The sequence below is a fragment of the Microbispora sp. NBRC 16548 genome (assembly GCF_030268985.1).
Taxonomy (GTDB): Bacteria; Actinomycetota; Actinomycetes; order Streptosporangiales; family Streptosporangiaceae; genus Microbispora; species Microbispora catharanthi.
On sequence record NZ_BSSF01000007.1, the window covers coordinates 294,354 to 316,513 of the forward strand.

Genomic DNA, 22,160 nt, shown 5'->3' on the forward strand with positions numbered 1-22,160 from the left:
CCATGGCAAGGGGGCCGACAGGGTCGTGGTACGGATCGAGAACCTACCGTCTCCGGCACCTGTGAGCGGGCACTCCCGAGGGAAAACCGGTGGGACGAAAGGTGCAGTGGGCAATGATCCGGTCAGATACGCCCTAGGATGGATGCGGGGTGCCGGGAAGTCTGGTCGGCGGTCGTCGAACCGAGCCCGGAAAACGGAGCGCCCATGGCCCCCACCCGCCGACTTTCCCTCCTCGGTCCCGGTTCCCGGGCCGAGACCCGGCGCATCGCCGACATCCTCCGCAAGGAGACGATCGGCGGCGCGCTGCTCCTGATCGCCGCCGTCGCGGCCCTCGTCTGCGCCAACTCGCCCTGGTCCGAGGCGTACGCGGGGTTGCGCTCGGCCACGGTCGGGCCGGCCGTGTGGCACCTGGACCTCAGCCTCGCCAAGTGGGCCTCGGACGGGCTGCTGGCGATCTTCTTCTTCGTCGCAGGCCTGGAGCTCAAGCGCGAGTTCGTGGCCGGGGACCTGCGCGATCCCCGTCGGGCCGTCGTTCCCGTCGCGGCGGCCGCCGGCGGTGTGATCGTCCCGGCCCTCCTCTACCTGCTGGTCAACGCGCTCATGGACGGCGAGGCGCGGGGATGGGCGACCCCGACGGCCACCGACATCGCGTTCGCGCTCGCGGTGCTCGCCGTGGCGGGGCGACGGCTGCCCGCCGCGCTGCGTACGTTCCTGCTCACCCTGGCCGTCGTGGACGACCTGATGGCCATCGTGATCATCGCGGTGTTCTACACGTCGCACCTGTCGGTGCTGCCGCTGCTGGCGGCGCTGGTGCCCCTCGGCGTCTTCACCGTGCTGGTGCAGCGGCGGGTGCGCTCGTGGTGGCTGCTGCTCCCGCTGGCCGGTGTGACCTGGGGACTGGTTCACGCCTCGGGTGTCCACGCCACGGTGGCCGGGGTGCTGCTCGGCTTCGCTGTACCCGTCCTGCGCAGTGAGAAGGCGGGCGGCCCGGAGGCGGGGCCGGGGCTCGCCGAGCACTTCGAGCACCGGTTCCGCCCGATTTCAGCCGGGGTGGCGGTGCCGCTGTTCGCGTTCCTGTCCGCGGGGGTGCCGTTCGGCGGGCTTGGCGGTGTGACGAACCTGCTCGCCGACCCGGTGTCGCTGGGCGTCGTCGTCGGGCTCGTCGTGGGCAAGCCGCTGGGGATCATGGCGGCCACCTGGCTGACCGCACGCTTCACCCGTGCCGACATCGACGAGGGGCTGGCCTGGGTGGACGTCGGCGGGCTGGCGATCCTGTCCGGCATCGGGTTCACGGTGTCCCTGCTCATCGGCGAGCTGGCGTTCGGCCTGGGCACGGCCCGCGACGCCCAGGTCAAGCTGGCGGTCCTGACCGGCTCGCTGGTCGCGGCGCTGCTGGCGACGGTGGTGCTGCGGCTGCGCGACCGCGCGTATCGGCGGCTCGCCGACGCCGAAGCCGCCGGGCCCGTGGGGGCCGAGAGCGTGATGGGCCGCGGGACGGAATTATGACCGGGTTCCGAGCGCAGCACGCTGGTGTGCCGGCTCGACGACGGCGGCCGTCTCGACCCGCCGGCCGGGCGGGTGCCGCCGCCCGACCACGCCGCCCGACCACGCCGTCCGACCATGCGACCCGCGGGCGCGGCCTGCTGATCGTGAACGACTTCGCCGACCTGGTGCGGATCCACCGGCACGGGCGCGGCACGAGCATCCGGATCCACTTCGACCTGCCCGGGAAGCGGGCCGCCTCCACCTGCTGACGCTCACCACGTGACGGGCAGCGCGGGGAACCCTCCGGCCAGCCTGTCGGTGTGCGCCTTCAGCTCCTCGTACGGCACCGCGAGCGCCAGCGTGGGGAAGCGCGTGAAGAGGGAGCCGAAGACCGCGCGGAGCTCGACCCGAGCCAGGGACGCCCCGAGACAGTGGTGTGGCCCGTGGCCGAACCCGACGTGCGGCTGAGGATCGCGCCGCCGGATGTCGAACGTGTCGGGGTCGGGGTAGGCGCGCTCGTCCCTGTTGGCCGCCGGGGTGGACAGCATGACCAGCTCACCCGCCCGGATCGGCACCCCCGCGACCTCGACGTCCTCGTGCGCGTAGCGCACCAGCCCGTGTTCGCTCGGCGAGGCGACCCGCATGATCTCCTCGACCGCGGCGTCCACGAGGGAGGGATCGTTCAGCAGCGCGTCACGCTGGGTGGGGTTGCGCAGGAACAGCAGCACGCCGTAGTCGATCTGGTTGACCGTGGTCTCGTGGCCGGCGAACAGCAGGCCGCCCGCGATCCTGGCGACGTCGTCCTCCGGCAGCGACGCGTCCGCCAGGTCGGAGTAGACGTCCTCGCCCGGGTCGTCCCGCTTCGCCTTCACGATCTCGTAGGTGTAGGTGTTCATCTCCATCTGGGCGGCGGCGGACCGCTCGGGATGGGTCAGGTCGGTCATCGCCTCGGCTATGGCCCGGAACCTGTCCCTGTCCTCGTACGGCACACCGAGAAGCTCGCAGATCACCTGGATCGGCAGCGGGAGCGACAGGCCGGTGTGCAGGTCCGCGGGCGGGCCCTGCTCGGCGAGCCCGTCGAGCAGGTTGCCGACCAGCGAGCCGATCCGGTCCGACAACCTCCGCATGCGCCGGGCCGAGAACGCGGGGGCGAGCAGGCGTCGCATCTCCTTGTGGACGGACCGCTCCGTGGCGTACTCGCCGGACGGGCCGCCGAGCAGGGCGTTGTTCGACAGGCGGGCCGCGGTCTCTGGGGCGGGGTGGGAACGGCCGAACCTGTCGTCGGCGAACACCTGCCGTATCTCCTCGTAGCCCGTGATCAGCCACGCCTCGTCGCCCATGGCGGTCGTGACCTTGGTGATCGGCGCTCTGGCCCGCATTTCGCCGAAGCCGGGGGATATCCCCAGGACGTCCGGCCGCTCGAACGGCAGCCGTGGGAGTCCGGGCATGGGTGACCTTCCTTCGCTCGATGTCGGCCCTCTCGAATCTCTCCCCTGACTTACTGTCCGGCAAGGTAGTAAAACCATGTCCGGTGTGACCGGAGAGGGGACGTTTGCCTCAGGGCGCCGCCTCGCGCCCGGCCCTGCCTGCCCCGCGAACACCAGCGTCGTTCCGCGGCCCGGCATGACACGGGTGGTACGGGAGTAACGGGGATCAAGTCGTGGTGAAGTCACCGCAACCGGCGGGAGATCTTCATCGGGGCCGGGGTGGCGGCGCCGCCGGAGGGGGGAGACCGCTTCTCACTACCAATCGTGTCCGGATGAGCACATCGTTGTCTCCCGGCACAGAGCCTGGAGGTGGTGACGAGTGCGGTTCTCAGCCGAGGACGCTGCCTGGAGACAACTGAGCAGCGAGTACGCCGGTCGCTGGTCGATCTGGAGAAGCGACGCCGGCCGCTGGTACGCGACCCGGCTGACCCGGTCGCTGTCCCGTATCGAGATGGACCGGGGCCTGATCATGACCGCATGCGGCGAGAGCGCGGAGGAACTGCGCGCGCTGCTCACCGCGCAGGAGGGCCTGACGGGCCAGACGCTCTCCTCGTGACGCCCAGGACGTGGGCCCGGCCCGCCGGGCTCACGGCTTGAGAGCCCACCGGTTCACGGCTTGAGAACGGCTTGAGAGCCCGCCGCAGCTCACCCCTGAGGCGTCCCCGCAGGGCCCCCTCCGAGTGTCGTGGGACGGATGGGAAAATCCCTCTCATGACAGAACCAGCGGTTCGCGAACCCGTTCCCCCGACCGGCACGCAGCACACGATCGCCGCGCACGGATACGCGGCGACCGTCACCGAGGTGGGCGGGGGCCTGCGCGCCCTGACGTACAACGAACGGCCGCTGGTCATGTCGTATCCCGCGGACACGCAGCCGGTGGGCGGCGCCGGGCAGTTGCTGCTGCCCTGGCCCAACCGGGTGCGCGACGGCAGGTACGACTTCGACGGCGAGGCCAGGCAACTCGCGATCACCGAGCCCAGGACCGGCAACGCCGCGCACGGCTTCGCCCGTCTGATGCCCTGGACGGTCCTCGACCGGGACGACGCCTCGATCCGCCTCGGGCTGCGGCTGTTCCCCCAGCTCGGCTATCCCCACGTGCTCGACCTGACGGCGTCGTACGCCCTGGGGGATTCGGGCCTGGAGGTCGAGGTGTCGGCCGTGAACGTTGGGGACGGCGTCGCGCCGTACGGCATGGGCGCGCACCCCTACCTCACCCTCGGCGAGGAGACGGTGGACGACGCCGTGCTGGAGGTGCCCGCGGCCGAGTGGACCCCGGTGGACGAGCAGAAGATCCCGGTCGGCCGCCGCCCCGTCGAGGGCACGGAGTACGACTTCCGCCAGGGGCGCCGCATCGGCGGCACGGTGCTCGACACCCCCTACACGTCCCTGCGGCACGACGGCGACGGGCTGGTGCGGGCCCGGCTCCGGACGGCCGACGGTTCCCGGGGCGTGGAGTTGTGGGCCGCGCCCGGCGTCGAATGGCTCCAGGTCTTCACCGGGGACACGCTGGCCGAGCCGTACCGGCGGGCCGGAGTGGCGGTCGAGCCGATGAGCTGCCCGCCGAACGCCTTCGCGACCGGCGAGTGCCTGGTGCGCCTGGCCCCGGGGGAGCGGGTCGCCCACCGCTGGGGGATCACCGCGCTCGGGTGAGAGGACGCCGGACGAAAGGGCACTTATGTCTCACGGTGGACATGCGAGATGATTCGGTCTGCGCGCAACGAAAGCCAGGGATGGGCGTATTTCAGATATTTTCACGTCGACGCTGGCCGTGCGGGCACGTCCCCCGGTCGCGCGGCGGAGGCGGGGAGCGCCGGACGTGACGCCGCTGACGTGCGCACTCGCGGCGTGGTGCGGAAGACCGCCGCTGTTTTCTCCTTCGCGCCCATCACGGATCGGGCATTGACCGGAAACAATCTTGTTTCTATGAATTCACATGACTGCGTTGCGTGCCGTATCTTGAGCCGTGGGAGCGCTCCCATGAGCCTAAGGAGGCGCGCGTGACTCTCCCCTTCGGTACGGCGCCGGTCAACCCGGCCCCCGTCTGGACCGCGGAATGCCTCCTGCCCGCCGTCGGTGCGAGTGTCGCCGAGGCGCGGGCCCTCGTCCGCCGCGAGCTCGGCCGGTGGGGCCTGGACGAGCTCGTCGACGACTGCTCCCTCATCGTGAGTGAACTCGCCTCCAACGTCGTACGGCACGGCGGGAACGTCTTCACCCTCCGGCTCGGCAGCAACGGCACCTGGGTGTACGGCGAGGTCTTCGACCAGGGCGAGGGCGTGCCGAACCAGCGCGAGGCGGACCTCGACTCCATCGGCGGCCGTGGCCTGCTCATCGTGGACGAACTCGCCGACGACTGGGGAGTGGCCAGTTCGGGCCGGGGCGGCAAGACCGTCTGGTTCCTCGCCGGGGCGGGCTGCCCTTCACCGCTGCCCGTCGTCCCGCACCAGATGCGCATCGCCGTCGGCTGACCACGCCCGGCTGACCCGGGGCCGGGCGGGCCTGTCGTCCACGCGGGGCGTTTCAGCGGGTCTTCGCACCGTCGAGATGCGCGAGCACCGTGGCCGCGATCTCCTCGGGTTTGCTCGTGGAGGGGTCCACGGTCAGGTCCGCCACCTCGCGAAACCCCGGCAACCGCAGGTCACGCTGCTCGGTCAGCATGCGTACGAGGTCGGGCTTGAAATGCGGGCGGTGGGGGCTCGACTTCATCCGCTCGGCCAGCACCTCGGGCGGGCCGTCGAGGAAGACCACGAAGGCGGGGGCCAGCGCGCGGCGGGTCTCGGGGTCCTCGACCGTGCTGGCGGCGGCCGCGATGACAGGGGAAGGACGGGCCGCGAGCGCGTCCCGCAGCACCAGCGCCTCGCGGGCGTGCAACTCGTCCGCGCCCAGACCGGCGGCCATCGCGGCGGCGGTCGTGCCGTACCTGGCCTCCAGATCGGCGTCGCTGTCGCGCATGGGACGGCCGAGCGCGTCGGCGAGCAGCCGGGCGACGGTGCTCTTCCCCGCGCCCATGAGTCCCATCACCACAATGGGGGTATCGGTCATGACTCGCATGCTGCCCTATACGGGCACCCACATGCGACGTTTGGAATCCGTGGAGGGGATAGAGCAGAGGGCGAAGGAGGAAACGCCATGACCATCGCCGGAAGCATCATCCTCATCATGCTGGGGGCCATCCTCACCTGGGCGGTCGACTTCACCATCGCGGGCCTCGACATCCAGGTGATCGGGGTGATCCTCATGGTGGGCGGTCTGGCCGGGCTGCTCTTCGGCATCTGGCGCCTGACGACGGTCCGCCGCAGGACCACCGTCACCGCCGCCGCCCCCGTGGACGCCACCGCCACCCGCCGCCACGTGTACGAGGAGCGGCGCTACGACGACCCCACCATCTGACCCCCTCCAACGGACTTCCGACGGTCTGAAGGGAGGCATGGACCATGCCAGGACGTAAGGAACTGCCCTCGACCCTGGAGCGCTCGCCCAAGGAGGCCCAGGAGACGTGGATCAAGGCACACGACTCCGCCGTCGAGACGTACGGCGAGGGCCAGCGCGCCCACCGTACGGCGTTCGCCGCGCTCAAGCACTCCTACGAAAAGGTGGGCGACCACTGGGAGAAGAAGGAAGGGCGCGGACCGTCGGACGAGCAGGCGAAGAAGGGCACGCCGAAGCAGGGCAAGACGGCCGAGGGCGTCGACGCGAACGCCTCCAAGCAGCATCTCTACGACGTGGCCGGCCGTCTCGGCATCCCGGGCCGATCGAAGATGACCAAGGACGAGCTCGTGGACGCCATCAAGAAGGCCAACCGCAAGGCGACCGCCAAGGCCCGCTGACCTACCCCGCGCGCCGCCGGCCGCCCCTTCTCAAGGGCGGCCGGCGGCGGCGAGGAGACGGCGGGCGAAGGCGGCACAGGCGCCGCGGAAGTCCTCGGGCTCGATGACGGAGAATTCGGCGTCGAGGTGGGCGAGGCCGAGGACGAGCCGTTCCCAGGAGTCGAGCCAGACGGTGACCTGGGTCTCCCCGTCGCCGGGCCCCCGGTGTATCTCGGCGTCCTCGAACTTCAACGCGTCGGCCACCTGGTCGGGCCGGGCCCGCACGACGAGCCGTACGCGCCGCCGGTCCGCGTTGAGGCCCTGACGGAGGTACGCGAGGGCCGCGTCGGCCGGCAGGGCGCGGGGAGCGTGCCGGACGCCGGTGCGCACCAGGTCGCGGACGCGGTCGAGGCGGAACACCCGCCAGTCGTTCCTGTCCAGGTCCCAGCCCAGCAGATACCAGCGCAGCAGCAGGTGGATCTGCCGGTGCGGCTCCACCCGCCGGCGGCTCTCCTCGCCGTGCCTGTCGCTGTAGTCGAACCGCACGACCTCCCGGTCGTTGATCGCCTCGGCGAGACCGGCCAGAAGCGCCGCGTTCACCGCGGGCGCGATCTGCCGGCCGGTCTCCAGGCTCGCCCGCAGCGCGGCCACGCGCGGACGCAGCCGCGCGGGCAGGAACTGGTCGAGCTTGCCGTACGCGCGGGTGGCCGCGTCGTCGAGCGCCCCGTCCTCGCCGGAACCGGAGGAGGCGAGAGTCGCGAGCCCGAGCAACGCCGCGATCGCCTCGTCGTCGTCGAGGACGAGCGGGGGCATCGTCCGGCCCGCCACGAGCCGGTAGTAGCCGCCCGGTCCCGGCTGTGTCTCGACGGGATAGCCGTACTCCCGGAGCCGGTCCACGTCGCGGCGTACGGTGCGGGGGCTGACGTCCAGGCGCGTGGCGAGTTCGTCCCCGCTGAACGACCGTCCCGTCTGGAGGGTCGACAGCAGGGCCAGCATGCGTCGGGTCACGTCGGCCACCCGCCCATCATGCCCCGCAATCGCGGTCAGTTTCCGGCCACAATTGCTCGTACGGTCGCGAGTATGGCTTCACCACACATCTCCATCAGAGGGGCCCGCACCAACAACCTCCGTGGTGTGGACGTGGACATCCCGCGCGACCGCCTGGTGGTCTTCGCGGGCGTCTCGGGGTCCGGCAAGTCGTCGCTGGTCTTCGACACGATCGCCGCGGAGGCCGGATACCAGTTGAACGAGACCTTTCCCCCGTTCGCGAGGAACCGGCTGCCGAAGTGGACGCGTCCCGACGTGGAGCACATCGACGGGCTGTCGCCGGTCGTGGTGATCGACCAACGGCGCCTCGGCGGCAACGCCCGCTCCACGGTCGGCACGATCACCGACACCTGGACCTACCTGCGGCTGCTGTTCTCCCGCCTCGGCAAGCCGCACGTGGGCGAGTCGAACCACTTCTCGTTCAACGATCCGGCCGGAATGTGCCCCACGTGCTCGGGGCTCGGCGACGTCGTCGTCACGGCCGTGGACCGCATCCTCGACCCGGACAGGTCGCTGCGGCAGGGCGCGATCCGGCTCCCGGGGTTCGGCGACGGCAACTACTGGTACTCCCAGTACGCCGGCATCGGCGTGTTCGACCCGGAGACGCCGCTGCGCGACTGGAGCCGGGACGCGCGCGACGCCCTGCTCCACGGCGGAGAGGCGGCGGGGCGGCTGGGGCGGCGGCTGGGGCGGGGGCTGCCGAAGGACTACGAGGGGGTCGTCGAGCGGTTCGAGCGGATCTACCTGCACACCTCGGGGGACATGTCCGAGCGCAAGCAGGAGACGATCCGCCGGTTCACCCGGTCGCAGGTCTGCCCGGACTGTGGGGGAGACCGGCTCAACGAGGCGTCCCGCGCCGCCACCGTCCTCGGGCACACCATCGGCGAGCTGTCCCGGCTGGAGGTCGCCGAGCTCGCCGGGCTCGTGCGGCGCATCGACGCACCGGATGTCGCCCCCGTCGTCGCCGCGCTGACCGCCAGGCTCGACGCCATGGACGCCATCGGCCTGGGGTATCTCAACCTGGCACGCGCGACGACGACGCTGTCGGGCGGCGAGTCCCAGCGCGTCAAGATCGTGAAGCATCTCGGGTCGAGCCTCACCGAGATGCTCTACGTGTTCGACGAGCCCACGGCAGGGCTCCACCCCACGGACGTCGAGTCCATGACGAGACTGCTGGAACGGCTGCGCGACAGGGGCAACACCATCCTCGTCGTCGAGCACGACCCCGCCGTCATGGCCGTCGCCGACCAGGTCGTCGAGATCGGTCCCGGCGCCGGCGCCGACGGAGGCCGGCTCGTCTTCCAGGGCACGTTCCCCCAGCTCCGGCGGGCCGGCACCCCCACGGGACGCGCGCTCTCCCGGCCCGCGCCGCCCAAGACCGCCCCGCGTACGGCCCCGCCGACGACAAGGGCGGCGATCACCGTCGCCGAGGCGACGCGCAACAACCTGCGGCGCGTCACCGTGGACATCCCCGCCGGCGTGATGACCGTCCTCACCGGCGTCGCCGGCTCGGGGAAGTCCAGCCTGGCCGCCGAACTCGTCGAGCAGCACGGCGCCGTCGTGATCGACCAGCGGCCGGTCGGCGTCAACCGCCGGTCGACGCCGATCACCTACACCGGCATCGCGCCGGCCGTCCGCAGGCTGTTCGCCCGGCGCAACGGCGTCTCCGCCGCGCTGTTCAGCGCGAACTCGGAAGGCGCCTGCCCGAAGTGCGACGGGCTCGGGATCATCTACACCGATCTGGCCTTCATGGACGGCCAGGAGGTCGTCTGCGAGGCATGCGAGGGGCGGCGCTTCACGCCCGAGGTGCTGGCGTACACCGTCGACGGCCTGTCCATCGCCGACGTCGACGCCCTCTCCGTCGACCAGGCCAGGCACCGGCTGCCCGACAAGGCCGTCGACCGGGCGCTGCGGCACCTGTCGCAGGCCGGTCTCGGCTACCTCCGGCTCGGCCAGTCGCTCACCACGTTGTCCGGAGGGGAGTGCCAGCGGCTCAAGATCGCCAAGGAGCTGCGCGACGCCGAGCAGCCCGCGACGTACGTGCTCGACGAGCCCACCACCGGCCTGCACATGAGCGACATCGACGGCCTGCTCGGGGTCCTGGACGCGCTCGTCGACCGGGGGCACACCGTCGTGGTCATCGAGCACAACCTGGACGTCATCCGGCAGGCCGACTGGCTGATCGATCTCGGGCCCGGCCCCGGCAGGCACGGCGGGAACGTCCTCTACCAGGGGCACGTCGCGCACTACCCGCCGGACGCGGGGACGCCGACGGCCCGCGCCCTCGCCGCCCACCGCTAGCGGCGTTCAGCGGAGCAGGGACAGAACGGCCTCGCGGATGGCGCCCCTGTCGATGCCCGCGTCCTCCAGCTGCTCCTGCGAGGTCGCGCTGCCGGGCATCCGCGCCACGCCCAGCTTGCGCACCGGCACCGGCGCGTCCGCGAGCGCCGAGAGCACGGCGTCGCCCAGCCCGCCCTCCGGCCAGTGGTCCTCCACCGTGACGACCTTCCCGGTCGCCCTGGCCATCTCGACCAGCTCGGCCGAGTCGAGCGGCTTGATCGAGTACGCGTCGATCACGGTGACGGAGACACCGTCCTCGGCGAGCAGGTCGGCGGCGGCCAGGGCCTCGTGCACGGCGACGCCCGCGGCCACGACGGTCGCCTGGCCGCCGGTGCGCAGGATCTTGCAGCCGCCCACGGGGAAGTCCTCGTCGGGGCCGTAGATCACCGGCGTCTCACCCCGCGTCGTCCGCAGGTAGCGGACGCCCTCCATAGCGGCCATGTCCGCGACCAGCCGGGCCGTCTGGTTCGCGTCGCAGGGATACAGCACCGTGCTGCCGTGCACCGCGCGGAACGCCGCGAGGTCCTCCAGGCCCATCTGGGAGGGCCCGTCCTCGCCGATCGACACCCCGCCGTGCGACCCCACCAGGCAGATCCCGGCCCGGCTCACCGCCGCCATCCGGACGAAGTCGTACGCCCTGGTGAGGAAGGCGGCGAACGTCGCGGCGTAGGGGGTCCAGCCGCGGGCGGCCATGCCGATGGCGGCGGCGACCATCTGCTGCTCGGCGATGTAGAACTCGAAGAACCGCTCCGGGTGGGCCTTGGCGAAGGCCTCCAGCTTGGTCGAGTCGGCCACCTCGCCGTCGAGCGCGACGACGTCGCCCCGCGCCGTGCCGAGCGCGGCCAGCGCCTCGCCGAAGGCGGTCCGCGTGGCCACCCGCTCGCCCACCTCGTATCTCGGCAGGTCGAGCGCGCCGTCGGCGTACCGGTACGGCGTGGCCGGGGCGTCGGGCGGGGTGACCTCGACGGTGAGGGCACGCGGCCCGCCGAGCTCGCCGAGCGCCTGCTCGGCGTCCTCCAGCGGCTTGCCGTGCTTGCCCTCGCGGTTCTCCACGGCCGACACGCCACGGCCCTTGCAGGTCCTCGCGATGATCGCCGTCGGGCGGCGCCGGGTGGCCCGGGCGTCGGCGAGCGCGTAGTCGATCTGGCCGGGGTCGTGGCCGTCGATCTCGATCGTGTGCCAGCCGAAGGCGCCGAGCCTGGCGGCGTACGCGCCGAGGTCCCAGCCGTGCCGGGTCGGGCCGCGCTGGCCGAGCCGGTTGACGTCGATGATCACCGTGAGGTTGTTCAGCCCCTCGTGCCCGGCGTGCTCGAAGGCCTCCCACATCGATCCCTCGGCGAGCTCGCTGTCGCCGCACAACACCCAGACGTGGTAGGGCAGGCGGTCCAGCCTGCGCGCGGTCAGCGCCAGCCCCACCCCCACGGGCAGGCCGAAGCCCAGCGAGCCGGTGGCCACGTCGACGAACGGCACCTGCGGGGTGGGATGGCCCTCCAGACGGCTGCCGCGCCTGCGGAAGGTCAGCAACTCCTCGTCGGTGACGACCCCGGCGGCCTTGAGCATCGCGTACAGGAGGGGGGAGGCGTGGCCCTTGGAGAAGACGAGGTGGTCGTTGGCCGGGTTGGCCGGATCCGCGACGTCCACGCGCAGGTGACGCGCGAGCAGCACGGTCATCAGCTCGGCCGCCGACATCGAGGACGTCGGATGTCCCGAGTCGGCGGCCGCGGCGGCCCGGATCGAGTCCACCCGTAGCTGGGCCGCGAGTTCGCACAGGAAGCGATAGTCAAGCTCGTCCATCGCCCCCGACTACCCCGGTACGCCCCTTCGTATCGCCGTAAAAGGTACGTACCCGATATGTCGGGATTTTGGGACCGTCAGTGGCGGCGCAGGCCGAGACCGGCGGCGGCGGCGAGCCCGAGACCGGCGAGGGTGACCAGGCGGCGGTGCTGCGACATCCACAACTGCACGCTGCGGCCGTGCGACCGCCGGTCGAAGCCGCCGTGCGCTCCGTAGTCCTTGTCCTCGTCCGCGGGTTCCCACAGGTTGGACACCCCGGTCGGCGCCTTCTCACCGGTGAGCTGCGACTTCACCCCGGTCCTCGCGAGGTAGCGGTCGAGCAGGGCGGGCACCGTCCGCTGGCCCATGATCGTGGCCGCGGTCATCCCGCCGACCCAGTACTCCTTGCGCTCCGGGTGCTCGGCGGCGTAGACGAGCGCGTCGGCGGCCACCTCCGGCTGGTAGATCGGCGGCACCGGCTGCGCGTGCCGCCGCATCCGGTTCAGCCCCCAGTCGAACTGCGGGGTGTTGAGCGCCGGGAGCTGCACCACCGTGATCTTCACGCCCGAGTCCTCGGCGAGCAGCTCCGTCCGCACCGACTCGGTGAACCCGACGATCGCGTGCTTGGCGCCGCAGTACGCCGACTGCAGCGGGATCGAACGGTAGGCAAGGGCCGAGCCCGCCTGCACGATGACGCCCTTGTCGCGCGGCTTCATCATCTCCAGGGCCACCCGGGTGCCCCAGACGTAGCCGAGATAGGTCACCTTGGTCTCGCGCTCGTAATCCTCGGGGGTGATCTCCAGGAACGGCGCGAACACCGTCGTGAACGCGATGTTGATCCACACGTCGATGGGGCCCAGCTCGGCCTCGGCCCGCTGGGCGGCCTGGCGGACCTGGTCGTAGTCGGAGACGTCCGCGGCGAAGGTCTTCCCGGTGCCGCCCTCGGCCCCGACGTCCACGGCGGCGCTGGCGAGGCCTGCCTCTCCACGTGCGATGAGCGCGACCTTCGCACCCTCCGCTCCGAGCTGCCGGACCACCGCGCGGCCCACTCCGCCGCTCGCGCCGGTCACCACGACGACCTTGTCCTTCAGGCTCACCTCGTCATCCTCTCGATTGCGGCCCGCCGCCGAGCCTCTTCTGCCTGCGTACGGCGAGCGCCATGTAGATCGCGATGATCGCCATGATCGCCACGACGATCCCGGTCAGCACCCAGATGCGCCCGACGAAGGAGAGCACCAGAACGGCGAAACAGAAGACCAGGGCGAACGACGCGATACGGACGTGGATCACGTCCATCGGCGTCGCCTCCACCATGGGCTTGCCGGTCGGCGAACGTTGTTCTTCGGTCATGGAGGCCCCTCTACCCTCGAATCCGGTTCACTATCGCCGTGGTGGACCGGTCCGGGACGTAACCGAGCACCCGCACCTCTCCGCCCAGCTCCCTGACCAGATCCGCCTCGGGCAGCAGGTCGGGGTGGTAGTCGCCGCCCTTGACGTACACCTCCGGCCGGACGAGCCGCAGCAGCTCGGTCGGGCTGTCCTCGTCGAAGACGGTGATGTAGTCCACACAGCCCAGCGCCGCGAGCACCGCCACCCGGTCCTCGCACCGGTTGATCGGGCGCTCCGGTCCCTTCAGCCGGGCCACGCCGTCGTCGCTGTTGACCGCGACGACCAGCACGTCGCCGAGCCGGGCGGCCTCCTCAAGGCAGGCGACGTGCCCGCGGTGCAGCACGTCGAAGCATCCGTTGGTGAAGACGATCCGCTTGCCCTCGGCGCGGTGGCGCTCCAGGCACGCGGCCAGCCGCTCGGGCGGCAGCGCGGTGTCGGGGCGCAGCGCCTGCAGCAGGTCCTCGTGGGAGCAGGTGGCCGTCCCCTGGCGGCGCACCACCACGCTCGCCGCCGCCTGGCCGATGTCGGCGGCACGCTCGGGCTCCGCGCCCGCCGCCAGGGCGAGCGAGAACGCCGCCGTGAAGGTGTCGCCCGCACCGATGCTCATCGTGTCGGGCGCGGGGGTCGCGTACGTGCGGTGCGGCTCCCTGCCGCGCCGGTGCAGCAGCGTGCCCTCGCCGTCCAGCGTGGTGACCACGAGGTCGGCGGCGGTGGCCTCGATGAGGTCCTCCGAGCGCGCGGACAGGAACGCCACCCGGTCGTGGTCGTCCCCCTCGTCCAGCAGCCGCCGCACCTCGGCGTAGTTGGGCAGCACGGCCGTCGGCCGGCAGTCCCGCCAGGCGGCCACGTCGTGGGCGTCCACCACGAGGATCGGCGCGCCCCGTGATCCCTCGCTCCGCTCGATGCTCAGGTGGCACAGCGCCCGGCGGACGTTCGGGGTGCACACCCCGCCGCCGTAGTCGCAGGCGATGACGACGTCCGCGTCCGCCGCGAGCCGGGTGATCTGCTCGATGAGCTCGCGCTCGGCCGCCTCCGGCAGCGGCGCCTCGTCCTCCTCGTCGTATCGCGCCACGATCTGGCCGTCGGTCAGCACCCGGCGCTTGACCGAGGTCCGCCAGCTCCGCACGATGACCAGGCCCTCGATGTCGAGCCGTCCCAGGGTCGCGTTGAGCGTCGCCCCGGCGGGGTCGGCGCCGGTGATCCCCACCATGTGGACCCGCGCGCCCAGGGCGGCCAGGTTCACGGCCGTGTTGGCGGCGCCGCCCGGCTGGTCCTCGATCTGCTCGACGGTCACCACCGGCACCGGGGCCTCCTGGGCCATGCGCTTCGTGCGGCCCCGCAGCCACGAGTCGAGCATCACGTCCCCGACGACGACGGCTGTGACTTCACCGAAACGGTTGAGCGTCTCTTCCGTCATACCTCGGCGGCTACCCCCGCAGACGCAGGGGAAACAAGAGGCACGGCAGACCCGGCCGCCCGGTTTGGGGCCGCCGCACCGGGGTAACCGGGATCAGACGTCGCTCCACACGAGTGTTCCGCCGGGGGTCAGCCGGCGGGCCGGAGGAATGGGGGGTGTCCTGCCCATGAGCGAGCGAGTCGATATGCACAGCGCGATTCGCGAAGTGCTGATCTGCGCGCCTGCGGCACGACGCGACCCCGAGCCGCCAGGCGAGGGGGTGGCATGAGCGCGCTGCTCGTCGAAGGAGTCGAGCGGATCGCCGTGCTGAGGGCGAACGCCCTGGGCGACCTGCTGCTGGCACTGCCCGCCATCGGGGCGCTGCGGCGGGCGTATCCCGCCGCCAAGATCACTCTGCTCGGCCGCGAATGGCACGCGCGGTTCCTGCGCAATCGTCCGGGCCCGGTGGACGAGGTGGTGGCGTTGCCGCCCATCTCCGGCGTCTCCTCCCCGCCCGACGGGATCGCCGCCCCCGAGGAGCTGTACGAGGACCTGCGTCAGCGCAGGTTCGACCTGGCCGTCCAGATGCACGGCGGCGGGCGTAACTCCAATCCGTTCATCCGCCGCCTCGGCGCGCGGGTGACGGCCGGCCTGCGCACCCCCGACGCCGCGCCGCTCGACCGCTGGGTGCCGTACGTCCACTACCAGCACGAGACCCTGCGCTACCTGGAGGTGGCCGGGCTGCTCGGCGCGGCCACCAACGAGATCGAGCCGAGGATCGCGGTCGTCAGGGAGGACTGGGCCGAGCTGAACCGCACGCTCGGCAAGGTGCCCCGGGGGCTGGTGGCGATCCACCCGGGCGCGGGGGACCGGCGCAGGAGATGGCCGCCGGAGCGCTTCGCCGAGGTCGCCGACCGCCTCGGACGGCCGGTGGTGGTGACCGGCGTCGAGGAGGAGCGGGAGGTCGTCGAGAAGGTCGTGGCGCAGATGCAGACCCCGGCGAGGGCCGTCGTCGGCGAGCTGTCCCTCGGCGGGCTCACCGCGCTGTACGCCGCCTGCGACCTGCTCGTCTCCAACGACACCGGCCCGCGCCACCTGGCGGCGGCGACCGGCACGCCCACGGTGGGGGTCTACTGGTGCGGCAACATGATCAACTGGGGTCCGCTGAGCAGGGGACACCAGCGGCCGCTGATCTCCTGGACGTCCGGCTGCCCGATCTGCGGGCTCCCCGCGGGGTCCGAGGGCATGCGCGAGTGCGGCCACCGGGACGTCTCGTGGGTGGGCGACGTGAGCGTGGACGACGTGCTCGAACAGGCGTGGGACCTGCTGCGATGAGCACCATGGCGGAGAAGGCGAAGGTCTTCGAGACACCGCCCGTCGAACTGCGGCCGAGCGACCCGAGCGAGCCGGGCATCCGGCGCAGGCGCCGCGGGCGCGGGTTCAGCTACATCTGGGCCTCCGGCCGGCCCGTGAAGGACCGCGCCACACTGCGCCGGATCAAGTCCCTGGCGATCCCGCCGGCCTGGACCGACGTGTGGATCTGCGCCCACCCGAACGGCCACCTCCAGGCCGTGGGCACCGACTCGGCGGGCCGGCGGCAGTACCGCTACCACGACGAGTGGCGCAGGCAGCAGGACGAGGCCAAGTTCGACCACGTGCTGGAGATCGCCCAGATGCTCCCCGCGTTCCGCGAGCGGGTCACCCGCGACCTGCGTGGCGACGAGCTGAGCCGCGAACGCGTGCTGGCCACCGCCGCGCGCATGCTCGACATCGGCTTCTTCCGCGTCGGCGGGGAGGAGTACACCGACTCCTACGGCCTGGCCACGCTGAAGACGTCGCACGTGAAGTGCGGCGACGGCAAGGTCGTGTGCCGCTACCTGGCCAAGGGCCGCAAGGAACGGGAGCAGGTGCTGGCCGACGCGGACGTGTGCGAGGTGCTGACGGCGCTGTCGAAGGGGCGCGGGGGCGAGCTGCTGCGCTACCGCGCCGACGACGGCTGGGTGGACGTGCGGAGCGCCGACATCAACGCCTACCTGAAGGAGGCGTTCGGCACCGACGTCTCGGCCAAGGACTTCCGCACCTGGCACGCCACGGTCCTGGCGGCGGTCGGGCTCGCCGTCTCCCGCCCCGTACGCAGCGGCGCGGGGCGCAAGCGGGCGGTCTCCAGGGTGATGAAGGAGGTGTCGGAGTACCTGGGCAACACGCCGTCGGTCTGCCGCGCCTCCTATGTGGACCCGCGCGTCGTCGGGCTGTACGAGAAGGGACGGACGATCCCCCTCGAACGGCTGGGTGAGGACACCGGCGAGGGCCGGCTCGCCACCCACGGGCCGGTCGAGGAGGCCGTCATCGAACTCCTGCGCCGAGCGCCCGCACGGCGGCGTTGACCACCTGGGCGGCCGGGACCGCGGCGTCCAGGCGGTCGGCGCCGTCCACCTCGTGCAGGATCGGGTGCCGTGCGTCCGCCGTGGACACGAGCACCGAGGGCGTCCGATAGGACGCGGCGAGCCGCGTCATCGCGACGTCGCCGCTGATGACCAGCCGGGCCCCGGCGACCAGTGCGCACAGCTCCCGGAGCGAGGTGCGGCCCGCGAGCACGATCTGCGGCGGCAGCACCGCCCGGGTCGCCACGAGCAGCGCCATCGGCCGCTCCCGCGAGCTGCCGGTGATCACGACGGGGAGGCCCTCGTCCGTGAGCATCCGGGCCACCTCGGCGAACCGATCGGCGGGCCAGCGCAGCGACGTGCCGCCCGCGCCGGGGTGGACCACGACGGCCCCCGGTGCGGGGCTCGCGGTTAGGGGAGTGGGCAGCGCCGAGTCCTCCGGATCGGCCGGCACGCCGTGCCACCGGAGCAGCCGGCACCACCGCAGCACCTCGTGCTCGCCGGGGTCCCACCACGGCCCCCTGATCCAGGGGACGTCCGGGTTGGCGTACGCCCACAGGCGTCTCGCCCCCTCGCCCCGGTAGCGCAGGTTCAGCAGGATGCGGTGGCTGCGCGGCCCGCGGCCGTGCAGGTTGACGGCGAGGTCCGGCAGGAGCGGCGGGTGATCGGCGTCCTCCTCGCCGGGCCCGGGCCACGACAGCGGCGCGAGCCCGTACGCGGGCAGGATCCGGTCGACCGCCCCGGTCAGCGCGGCGAGTTCGCTCAGCTCCGGTGGGCAGGCCAGGACGACGCGCAGCCCGTGGCGGCGCAGGGCGCGCAGCGCGGGCACCACGGTGAGCAGGCCCCCGATGCCGTCAGAGCGCAGCACGAGGGCCGTCGACGTCACCGGCTCACCTCGGGGGTAGGCAGGATCAAGAGGCGCTCCTTTCCAGCTCCCGGGCGGACAGGGCCCGGTCGTAGGCGGCCAGGGTCTCGGCGGCGATGCGGCTCCAGGCGTACCTCGCGCGGGCCCGGTCGGCCCCCGCGATGCCGTACGCCGTGCGCCGCACCGGGTCGTCGAGCAGCTTGCGCAGCGCTTTGGCCAGCACGACGGGCTTGCAGGGCGGCACGAGAAGGCCGGTCACGTTGTTGACCACCGTCTCCTTCTGGCCGCCGACCGCCGAGGCGACGACCGGGACGCCGCAGGCCATCGCCTCGAGCGCCACCATCCCGAACGGCTCGTACCAGGGCACGGACACGACGGCGGCGGCCGAGCGCATCAGCGAGGGCAGCGTGTCTCGCTCGACCCGGCCGAGGAAGCGGACCCGGTCGGAGACGCCCGCCTGGGCCGCGAGCCAGCGCAGCCGGGTGACCTCGGGGTCGTGGTGCAGCTCGGCCGCGGGGGGACCGCCCGCGATGACCAGCTCGGCGTCCCGCAGGTACTGCAGCGCCCTGATGGTGGTCTCCAGGCCCTTGCGCGGCACGAGCCGGCCGACCGACAGCAGGCGCGGGCGCTCCGGCCGCTCCAGAGGCTCGACGTGGGGATGGAAGGTGGTGACGTCCACTCCGCAGGGGACGACCCGGGTCGCGCGGCGCGGCACGCGCATGCGGATCAGCTCGTCGACCTCGTCGTTGCAGGTCGCGATGATGCCGTCGACGCGCCGTCCGATCTCGGCCTCGGCCTCGATGCGATCCCGCGGGCTGGTGTCCGCCGGGCCCTGGTGACGCCGCTTGACGCTGCCGAGCGCGTGGTAGGTGTGGACGACCGGGATGCGCAGCTTCTCCGCCGCGCCGACCGTGGCCAGCCCGCTCATCCAGAAGTGGCTGTGCACGACGTCCGGGCGGTCGAACAGCCACCGGTCGTGCAGCCACTTCCCGAAGTGGGGGATCCAGGGAAGGATCTCGTCCTTGGGGATCTCGGAGGCGGGGCCCGCGGGGACGTGGACGACGTCCACACCCGGGCCGAAGGCGACGGTTTCCGGCAGGTCCTCGCGGTCCTTGCGGGTGTAGACGGTGACCTCGTGACCGGCGCGGGCGAGCTCCTGGGCGAGGGCGGCGACGTGCACATTCTGGCCGCCGGCGTCGACACCGCCGAGGGTGGCGAGCGGGCTGGCGTGCTCCGAGACCATGGCGATCTTCACTGGGGGTTCCTCCAAGAGCGGCAGTGGCGGGTACCCGGCTCGGGGGTCAGGGAGTCCAGGTGTGCAGGCCCGGCGACCGGGACGGCGGCGGCCGGTCGCGGCGTGCGGGAGTCGTCGGCGCGGATGCGGCCGCGACGGTTCCCTGGGGCGGAATGGCCCGCGACGACGGCGGCGCACGCATGGCGGGCCGCGGCGGGACGGTGGAGGGCGGGCGTGCGGCCCGCGAGGACGGTGGCGCATAACCGTGGGGTGGCGCCGAAGGCGGCCCGTACGGGACGGGCGGCGACGTGGGGGCCGGTGGAGGGAGCGCCCGTGGAAGAGGTGTGGGAAGCGGTGTTGCCGGTGCCCGCGATGCTCCGCTCAGGGCGGGGTGAAAACCGGTCACACGTTCCCAAGACGCTCCTCCGTCACGGCATGCTCACGCCAAGGAGGTACCTGCGTCTTAGGCACCAGGAATACCAACAACCATATCCACCCTCGCGCCCGTCAAACCAGTGGTTTCGCTCGGAAAGGGCCGGGCAGCGCTAGGCATACGGAACCGAGGGGGACACGAGGGGAAGAGATGGAGACGCCGCACTATGTCGCGGCCCGCGTGCAGCGGGCTCTTGCGGAGGACGAACGGACCACCGAACTGGGCATTCGGGTGGATGTGCGAGGAGAAGAGGTCTACCTACGCGGGCAGGTCTCCTGTGACGAGCGGCGGCACCAGATCGAGAACGTCGCCCGGGAGGCGGCTCCGGGCCTGCGGGTGCACAACGAGCTCACCTTGGTGGAGGTGCGGGAGCCGGGAGAGGAGGAGCATCTGTGAGGGAGCTGCGGATCGCCGCCGTCGCGGACATCCATCTGGGCGAGGACCTGCGCGGCCACTATCGCAAGAAGATCGAGGGCATCGAGCGCCGGGCGGACGTGCTGCTGGTGGGAGGCGATCTGACCAGGCACGGCACGGTCCCCGAGGCCCAGGTGGTCGCCGAGGAGCTGAGCGGCCTGCCCATCCCCGTCGTCGCCGTGCTGGGCAACCACGACTACCACTCCGACCGGAATGAGGAGATCACCGATCTCCTCCGCGACGCCGGCATCACCGTCCTCGACGACGAGGGCGCGGTCGTCCCCATCGACGGCGTACGACTCGGAGTCGCCGGAGGCAAGGGCTTCGGCGGCGGTTTCGCCGGGAAGTGCGCCAGCGAGTTCGGGGAGCCGGAGACCAAGGCGTTCGTCCGGCACACGAAGGAGATCGCCGAGCGGTGGCGGCGGGCGCTCAAGGAGCTGGACGCCGACCACAAGATCGTGCTCAGCCATTACTCGCCCGTGAAGGACACGCTGATGGGCGAGCCGCCGGAAATCTATCCGTTCCTCGGCAGCTACATGCTGGCGGAGGCGGCCGACGCCGAGGGCGCCGATCTTTTCATTCACGGCCACGCGCACGCGGGCACGGAAAAGGGCGTCACTCCCGGAGGTATCCGGGTGCGTAATGTCGCCCTTCCGGTAATCAAGCACGCCTACACCGTTTACTGCCTGAACGGCGACCACTGCTGATTCGCTGTTCCGATCGCGAGACGGCGACCGGCCCTTCGGCCGGCCGCCGTCTCGGTGTCCGCGAGTAGCGTGGATGAGGTTGCGGCTTGCGGGTGAGGTCGGTGCTAGGGATTGAAGATGCTGACGCCCCCGGGGCCGACGAGGAATCCGAGGACGATGAGGACGATCCCCCAGAGGATGTCCCGACGGGCCAGGATGACGTAGATCCCGGCGATGACCAGTACCACGGCGATGATCCAAAGCAGAGTAGCCATGGCCCTCCACTGCCCCTGCAAAGGGTCTCGTAACATCATCGAGCCCTGGCCCCGATTGAATTTGCCCTTGAAGCACCCATTGTTACGTTTGCTTGACAATATTCGGGCATCTGGTGATACATGACCACTTTCGGATATTTTCTGTCCAGCGAGGAGCATGACCCCAAGGAGCTGGTACGTCAGGCGAAACTCGCCGAGGAAGCCGGCTTCGAGGCGTTGTGGATCTCCGACCACTTTCACCCGTGGCTGGACGAGCAGGGCGAGAGCTCGTTCGTGTGGTCCGTCATCGGAGCCGTCTCTCAGGCCACGTTGCTGCCGGTGACCACCGCGGTCACCTGCCCCCTCATCCGCATCCACCCGGCGATCATCGCCCAGGCCGCGGCGACCGCCCAGATCCTGCTCGACGGCAGGTTCCGCCTGGGGGTCGGCACCGGCGAGGCGCTGAACGAGCACATCCTGGGCGACCAGTGGCCCCCGGCCGAGGAGCGCCAGCGCATGCTGGAGGAGGCCCTCGACGTCATCAGGGAGCTGTGGACGGGCGAGCTGGTGACGTACCAGGGCGAGTTCTACGAAGTGGACACGGCCCGGCTGTACTCGCTGCCCGACCAGCCCCCGCCGATCTACATCTCGGGCTTCGGGTCCAAGTCCGTCGATCTCGCGGGACGGCTCGGCGACGGCTACATCCACACCGCGCCCGCCGCCGACATGGTCGAGGCGTTCCACAAGGCGGGCGGCGAGGGCAAGCCGTGCGCGGCCGGGCTGAAGGTGTGCTGGGCGCACGACGAGGCCGAGGCGCGCAGGACCGTCCACAGGCTCTGGCCCAACCAGGGGATCCCGGGCGAGGCCGCCCAGCTCCTGCCGCTGCCGCGGCACTTCGAGCAGCTCTCGCAGCTCGTCACGGAGGAGGCCGCCACCCAGTCGACGCCCTGCGGGCCCTCCCCGGAGGCGCATCTGAACGCGATCCGCGCGTACGTGGACGCCGGTTTCGACGAGGTCTACATCTCCCAGATCGGCACGGAGCAGGAGGGGTTCTTCGACTTCTACTCGACGCAGATCCTGCCGTGCCTGCGGGAACGGCGCTGACACGCCTGGGACAACATGCGTCGCACACGAGAGCGCGACCGCGGGCACCGCGGTCGCGCTCCCCGGACT

General features: G+C 71.7%; 23 protein-coding genes. 13 read left to right on the forward strand and 10 right to left on the reverse strand.

Features of this window, described 5'->3' with window-relative positions:
- Positions 1-204: 204 nt before the first annotated feature.
- Positions 205-1,506 (forward strand): Na+/H+ antiporter NhaA, encoded by a 1,302-nt coding sequence (gene nhaA / locus QSK36_RS21550; protein WP_285783653.1) that lies wholly within the window; start codon positions 205-207, stop codon positions 1,504-1,506.
- Positions 1,507-1,757: 251 nt separating this feature from the next.
- On the opposite strand, the gene QSK36_RS21555 is transcribed toward nhaA, so the two are convergent.
- On the reverse strand, positions 1,758-2,933 hold the full coding sequence (locus QSK36_RS21555; RefSeq protein WP_285783654.1) for a cytochrome P450: 1,176 nt from the start codon (positions 2,931-2,933) through the stop codon (positions 1,758-1,760).
- Between the two features lie 358 nt (positions 2,934-3,291).
- On the opposite strand from QSK36_RS21555, the gene QSK36_RS21560 reads away from it, so the two are divergent.
- The 3 genes from QSK36_RS21560 to QSK36_RS21570 all read left to right on the forward strand — a co-directional run bounded on the left by QSK36_RS21560 (position 3,292) and on the right by QSK36_RS21570 (position 5,437).
- Positions 3,292-3,528 (forward strand): hypothetical protein, encoded by a 237-nt coding sequence (locus tag QSK36_RS21560; RefSeq protein WP_139580002.1) that lies wholly within the window; start codon positions 3,292-3,294, stop codon positions 3,526-3,528.
- A gap of 155 nt (positions 3,529-3,683) precedes the next feature.
- Positions 3,684-4,622 carry an aldose 1-epimerase family protein gene (locus QSK36_RS21565; RefSeq protein WP_285783655.1) on the forward strand — a complete coding sequence of 313 codons (939 nt, stop codon included), beginning with the start codon at positions 3,684-3,686 and terminating at the stop codon, positions 4,620-4,622.
- A 347-nt stretch (positions 4,623-4,969) separates the two neighbouring features.
- Positions 4,970-5,437 (forward strand): ATP-binding protein, encoded by a 468-nt coding sequence (locus QSK36_RS21570; RefSeq protein WP_161628182.1) that lies wholly within the window; start codon positions 4,970-4,972, stop codon positions 5,435-5,437.
- A gap of 52 nt (positions 5,438-5,489) precedes the next feature.
- Here QSK36_RS21570 and QSK36_RS21575 read toward each other — a convergent pair whose 3' ends face one another.
- Positions 5,490-6,011, reverse strand: a complete 522-nt coding sequence (locus QSK36_RS21575) for a shikimate kinase (RefSeq protein ID WP_183540388.1) — start codon at positions 6,009-6,011, stop codon at positions 5,490-5,492.
- An 87-nt stretch (positions 6,012-6,098) separates the two neighbouring features.
- On the opposite strand from QSK36_RS21575, the gene QSK36_RS21580 reads away from it, so the two are divergent.
- Both QSK36_RS21580 and QSK36_RS21585 read left to right on the forward strand, forming a co-directional pair.
- Positions 6,099-6,359: a DUF6458 family protein gene (locus QSK36_RS21580; RefSeq protein ID WP_030505976.1), complete on the forward strand. Its 261-nt coding sequence runs from the start codon at positions 6,099-6,101 to the stop codon at positions 6,357-6,359.
- Positions 6,360-6,403: 44 nt separating this feature from the next.
- Positions 6,404-6,796: a ChaB family protein gene (locus QSK36_RS21585; RefSeq protein ID WP_142558106.1), complete on the forward strand. Its 393-nt coding sequence runs from the start codon at positions 6,404-6,406 to the stop codon at positions 6,794-6,796.
- 30 nt (positions 6,797-6,826) lie between these two features.
- Here the strand turns inward: QSK36_RS21585 and QSK36_RS21590 are convergent, their stop codons facing one another.
- Positions 6,827-7,783 carry a helix-turn-helix transcriptional regulator gene (locus tag QSK36_RS21590; protein ID WP_285783656.1) on the reverse strand — a complete coding sequence of 319 codons (957 nt, stop codon included), beginning with the start codon at positions 7,781-7,783 and terminating at the stop codon, positions 6,827-6,829.
- A gap of 72 nt (positions 7,784-7,855) precedes the next feature.
- Between QSK36_RS21590 and QSK36_RS21595 the strand changes: the two genes are divergently transcribed.
- Complete coding sequence (locus QSK36_RS21595; RefSeq protein WP_285783657.1) at positions 7,856-10,123, forward strand: ATP-binding cassette domain-containing protein; 2,268 nt, start codon at positions 7,856-7,858, stop codon at positions 10,121-10,123.
- 6 nt (positions 10,124-10,129) lie between these two features.
- On the opposite strand, the gene QSK36_RS21600 is transcribed toward QSK36_RS21595, so the two are convergent.
- The 4 genes from QSK36_RS21600 to rfaE2 all read right to left on the reverse strand — a co-directional run bounded on the left by QSK36_RS21600 (position 10,130) and on the right by rfaE2 (position 14,741).
- Entirely contained in the window at positions 10,130-11,956 is a 1,827-nt protein-coding gene (locus tag QSK36_RS21600) for a transketolase (protein ID WP_285783658.1), read from the reverse strand.
- A 77-nt stretch (positions 11,957-12,033) separates the two neighbouring features.
- Complete coding sequence (locus QSK36_RS21605) at positions 12,034-13,026, reverse strand: SDR family oxidoreductase (protein WP_285783798.1); 993 nt, start codon at positions 13,024-13,026, stop codon at positions 12,034-12,036.
- A 10-nt stretch (positions 13,027-13,036) separates the two neighbouring features.
- The gene (locus QSK36_RS21610) at positions 13,037-13,285 is read right to left on the reverse strand and encodes a hypothetical protein (protein WP_139579994.1); all 249 of its coding nucleotides are present in this window, start codon (positions 13,283-13,285) and stop codon (positions 13,037-13,039) included.
- Positions 13,286-13,295: 10 nt separating this feature from the next.
- The gene (gene rfaE2 / locus QSK36_RS21615) at positions 13,296-14,741 is read right to left on the reverse strand and encodes a D-glycero-beta-D-manno-heptose 1-phosphate adenylyltransferase (RefSeq protein WP_285783659.1); all 1,446 of its coding nucleotides are present in this window, start codon (positions 14,739-14,741) and stop codon (positions 13,296-13,298) included.
- A 264-nt stretch (positions 14,742-15,005) separates the two neighbouring features.
- Here rfaE2 and QSK36_RS21620 point away from each other — a divergent pair, with 264 nt between their 5' ends.
- Complete coding sequence (locus tag QSK36_RS21620; RefSeq protein WP_285783660.1) at positions 15,006-16,055, forward strand: glycosyltransferase family 9 protein; 1,050 nt, start codon at positions 15,006-15,008, stop codon at positions 16,053-16,055.
- A complete protein-coding gene (locus QSK36_RS21625) occupies positions 16,052-17,104 on the forward strand; it encodes a DNA topoisomerase IB (protein WP_225898496.1) in 1,053 nt (350 codons plus the stop codon). The genes QSK36_RS21620 and QSK36_RS21625 overlap by 4 nt, the downstream gene beginning before the upstream one ends.
- On the opposite strand, the gene QSK36_RS21630 is transcribed toward QSK36_RS21625, so the two are convergent.
- Both QSK36_RS21630 and QSK36_RS21635 read right to left on the reverse strand, forming a co-directional pair.
- Positions 17,064-17,987: a glycosyltransferase family 9 protein gene (locus tag QSK36_RS21630; RefSeq protein ID WP_285783661.1), complete on the reverse strand. Its 924-nt coding sequence runs from the start codon at positions 17,985-17,987 to the stop codon at positions 17,064-17,066. The genes QSK36_RS21625 and QSK36_RS21630 overlap by 41 nt on opposite strands.
- A gap of 25 nt (positions 17,988-18,012) precedes the next feature.
- Positions 18,013-19,221, reverse strand: a complete 1,209-nt coding sequence (locus QSK36_RS21635) for a glycosyltransferase (protein ID WP_285783662.1) — start codon at positions 19,219-19,221, stop codon at positions 18,013-18,015.
- Between the two features lie 59 nt (positions 19,222-19,280).
- Here QSK36_RS21635 and QSK36_RS21640 point away from each other — a divergent pair, with 59 nt between their 5' ends.
- The 3 genes from QSK36_RS21640 (at position 19,281) to QSK36_RS21650 (ending at position 20,754) form a co-directional block, all read left to right on the forward strand.
- Entirely contained in the window at positions 19,281-19,463 is a 183-nt protein-coding gene (locus QSK36_RS21640; RefSeq protein WP_285783663.1) for a hypothetical protein, read from the forward strand.
- 320 nt (positions 19,464-19,783) lie between these two features.
- The gene (locus QSK36_RS21645; protein WP_139577132.1) at positions 19,784-20,029 is read left to right on the forward strand and encodes a BON domain-containing protein; all 246 of its coding nucleotides are present in this window, start codon (positions 19,784-19,786) and stop codon (positions 20,027-20,029) included.
- Positions 20,026-20,754, forward strand: coding sequence for a metallophosphoesterase family protein (locus QSK36_RS21650; RefSeq protein WP_285783664.1), 729 nt, complete (start codon positions 20,026-20,028; stop codon positions 20,752-20,754). The genes QSK36_RS21645 and QSK36_RS21650 overlap by 4 nt, the downstream gene beginning before the upstream one ends.
- Before the next feature lie 104 nt (positions 20,755-20,858).
- On the opposite strand, the gene QSK36_RS21655 is transcribed toward QSK36_RS21650, so the two are convergent.
- Positions 20,859-21,008, reverse strand: a complete 150-nt coding sequence (locus QSK36_RS21655; RefSeq protein ID WP_167530303.1) for a GPGG-motif small membrane protein — start codon at positions 21,006-21,008, stop codon at positions 20,859-20,861.
- Between the two features lie 120 nt (positions 21,009-21,128).
- On the opposite strand from QSK36_RS21655, the gene QSK36_RS21660 reads away from it, so the two are divergent.
- Positions 21,129-22,091, forward strand: a complete 963-nt coding sequence (locus QSK36_RS21660) for a TIGR03557 family F420-dependent LLM class oxidoreductase (RefSeq protein ID WP_285783665.1) — start codon at positions 21,129-21,131, stop codon at positions 22,089-22,091.
- The last annotated feature ends 69 nt before the right edge of the window (positions 22,092-22,160 follow it).

Coding starts and splice junctions, on each gene's coding strand:
- QSK36_RS21660 (WP_285783665.1), top strand. CDS start 21,129: ATGACCACTTTCGGATATTTTCTGTCCAGCGAGGAGCATGACCCCAAG.
- QSK36_RS21595 (WP_285783657.1), top strand. CDS start 7,856: ATGGCTTCACCACACATCTCCATCAGAGGGGCCCGCACCAACAACCTC.
- QSK36_RS21565 (WP_285783655.1), top strand. CDS start 3,684: ATGACAGAACCAGCGGTTCGCGAACCCGTTCCCCCGACCGGCACGCAG.
- nhaA (WP_285783653.1), top strand. CDS start 205: ATGGCCCCCACCCGCCGACTTTCCCTCCTCGGTCCCGGTTCCCGGGCC.
- rfaE2 (WP_285783659.1), bottom strand. CDS start 14,741: ATGACGGAAGAGACGCTCAACCGTTTCGGTGAAGTCACAGCCGTCGTC.
- QSK36_RS21585 (WP_142558106.1), top strand. CDS start 6,404: ATGCCAGGACGTAAGGAACTGCCCTCGACCCTGGAGCGCTCGCCCAAG.
- QSK36_RS21655 (WP_167530303.1), bottom strand. CDS start 21,008: ATGGCTACTCTGCTTTGGATCATCGCCGTGGTACTGGTCATCGCCGGG.
- QSK36_RS21555 (WP_285783654.1), bottom strand. CDS start 2,933: ATGCCCGGACTCCCACGGCTGCCGTTCGAGCGGCCGGACGTCCTGGGG.
- QSK36_RS21575 (WP_183540388.1), bottom strand. CDS start 6,011: ATGACCGATACCCCCATTGTGGTGATGGGACTCATGGGCGCGGGGAAG.
- QSK36_RS21610 (WP_139579994.1), bottom strand. CDS start 13,285: ATGACCGAAGAACAACGTTCGCCGACCGGCAAGCCCATGGTGGAGGCG.
- QSK36_RS21580 (WP_030505976.1), top strand. CDS start 6,099: ATGACCATCGCCGGAAGCATCATCCTCATCATGCTGGGGGCCATCCTC.
- QSK36_RS21620 (WP_285783660.1), top strand. CDS start 15,006: ATGAGCGCGCTGCTCGTCGAAGGAGTCGAGCGGATCGCCGTGCTGAGG.
- QSK36_RS21645 (WP_139577132.1), top strand. CDS start 19,784: ATGGAGACGCCGCACTATGTCGCGGCCCGCGTGCAGCGGGCTCTTGCG.
- QSK36_RS21600 (WP_285783658.1), bottom strand. CDS start 11,956: ATGGACGAGCTTGACTATCGCTTCCTGTGCGAACTCGCGGCCCAGCTA.
- QSK36_RS21625 (WP_225898496.1), top strand. CDS start 16,052: ATGAGCACCATGGCGGAGAAGGCGAAGGTCTTCGAGACACCGCCCGTC.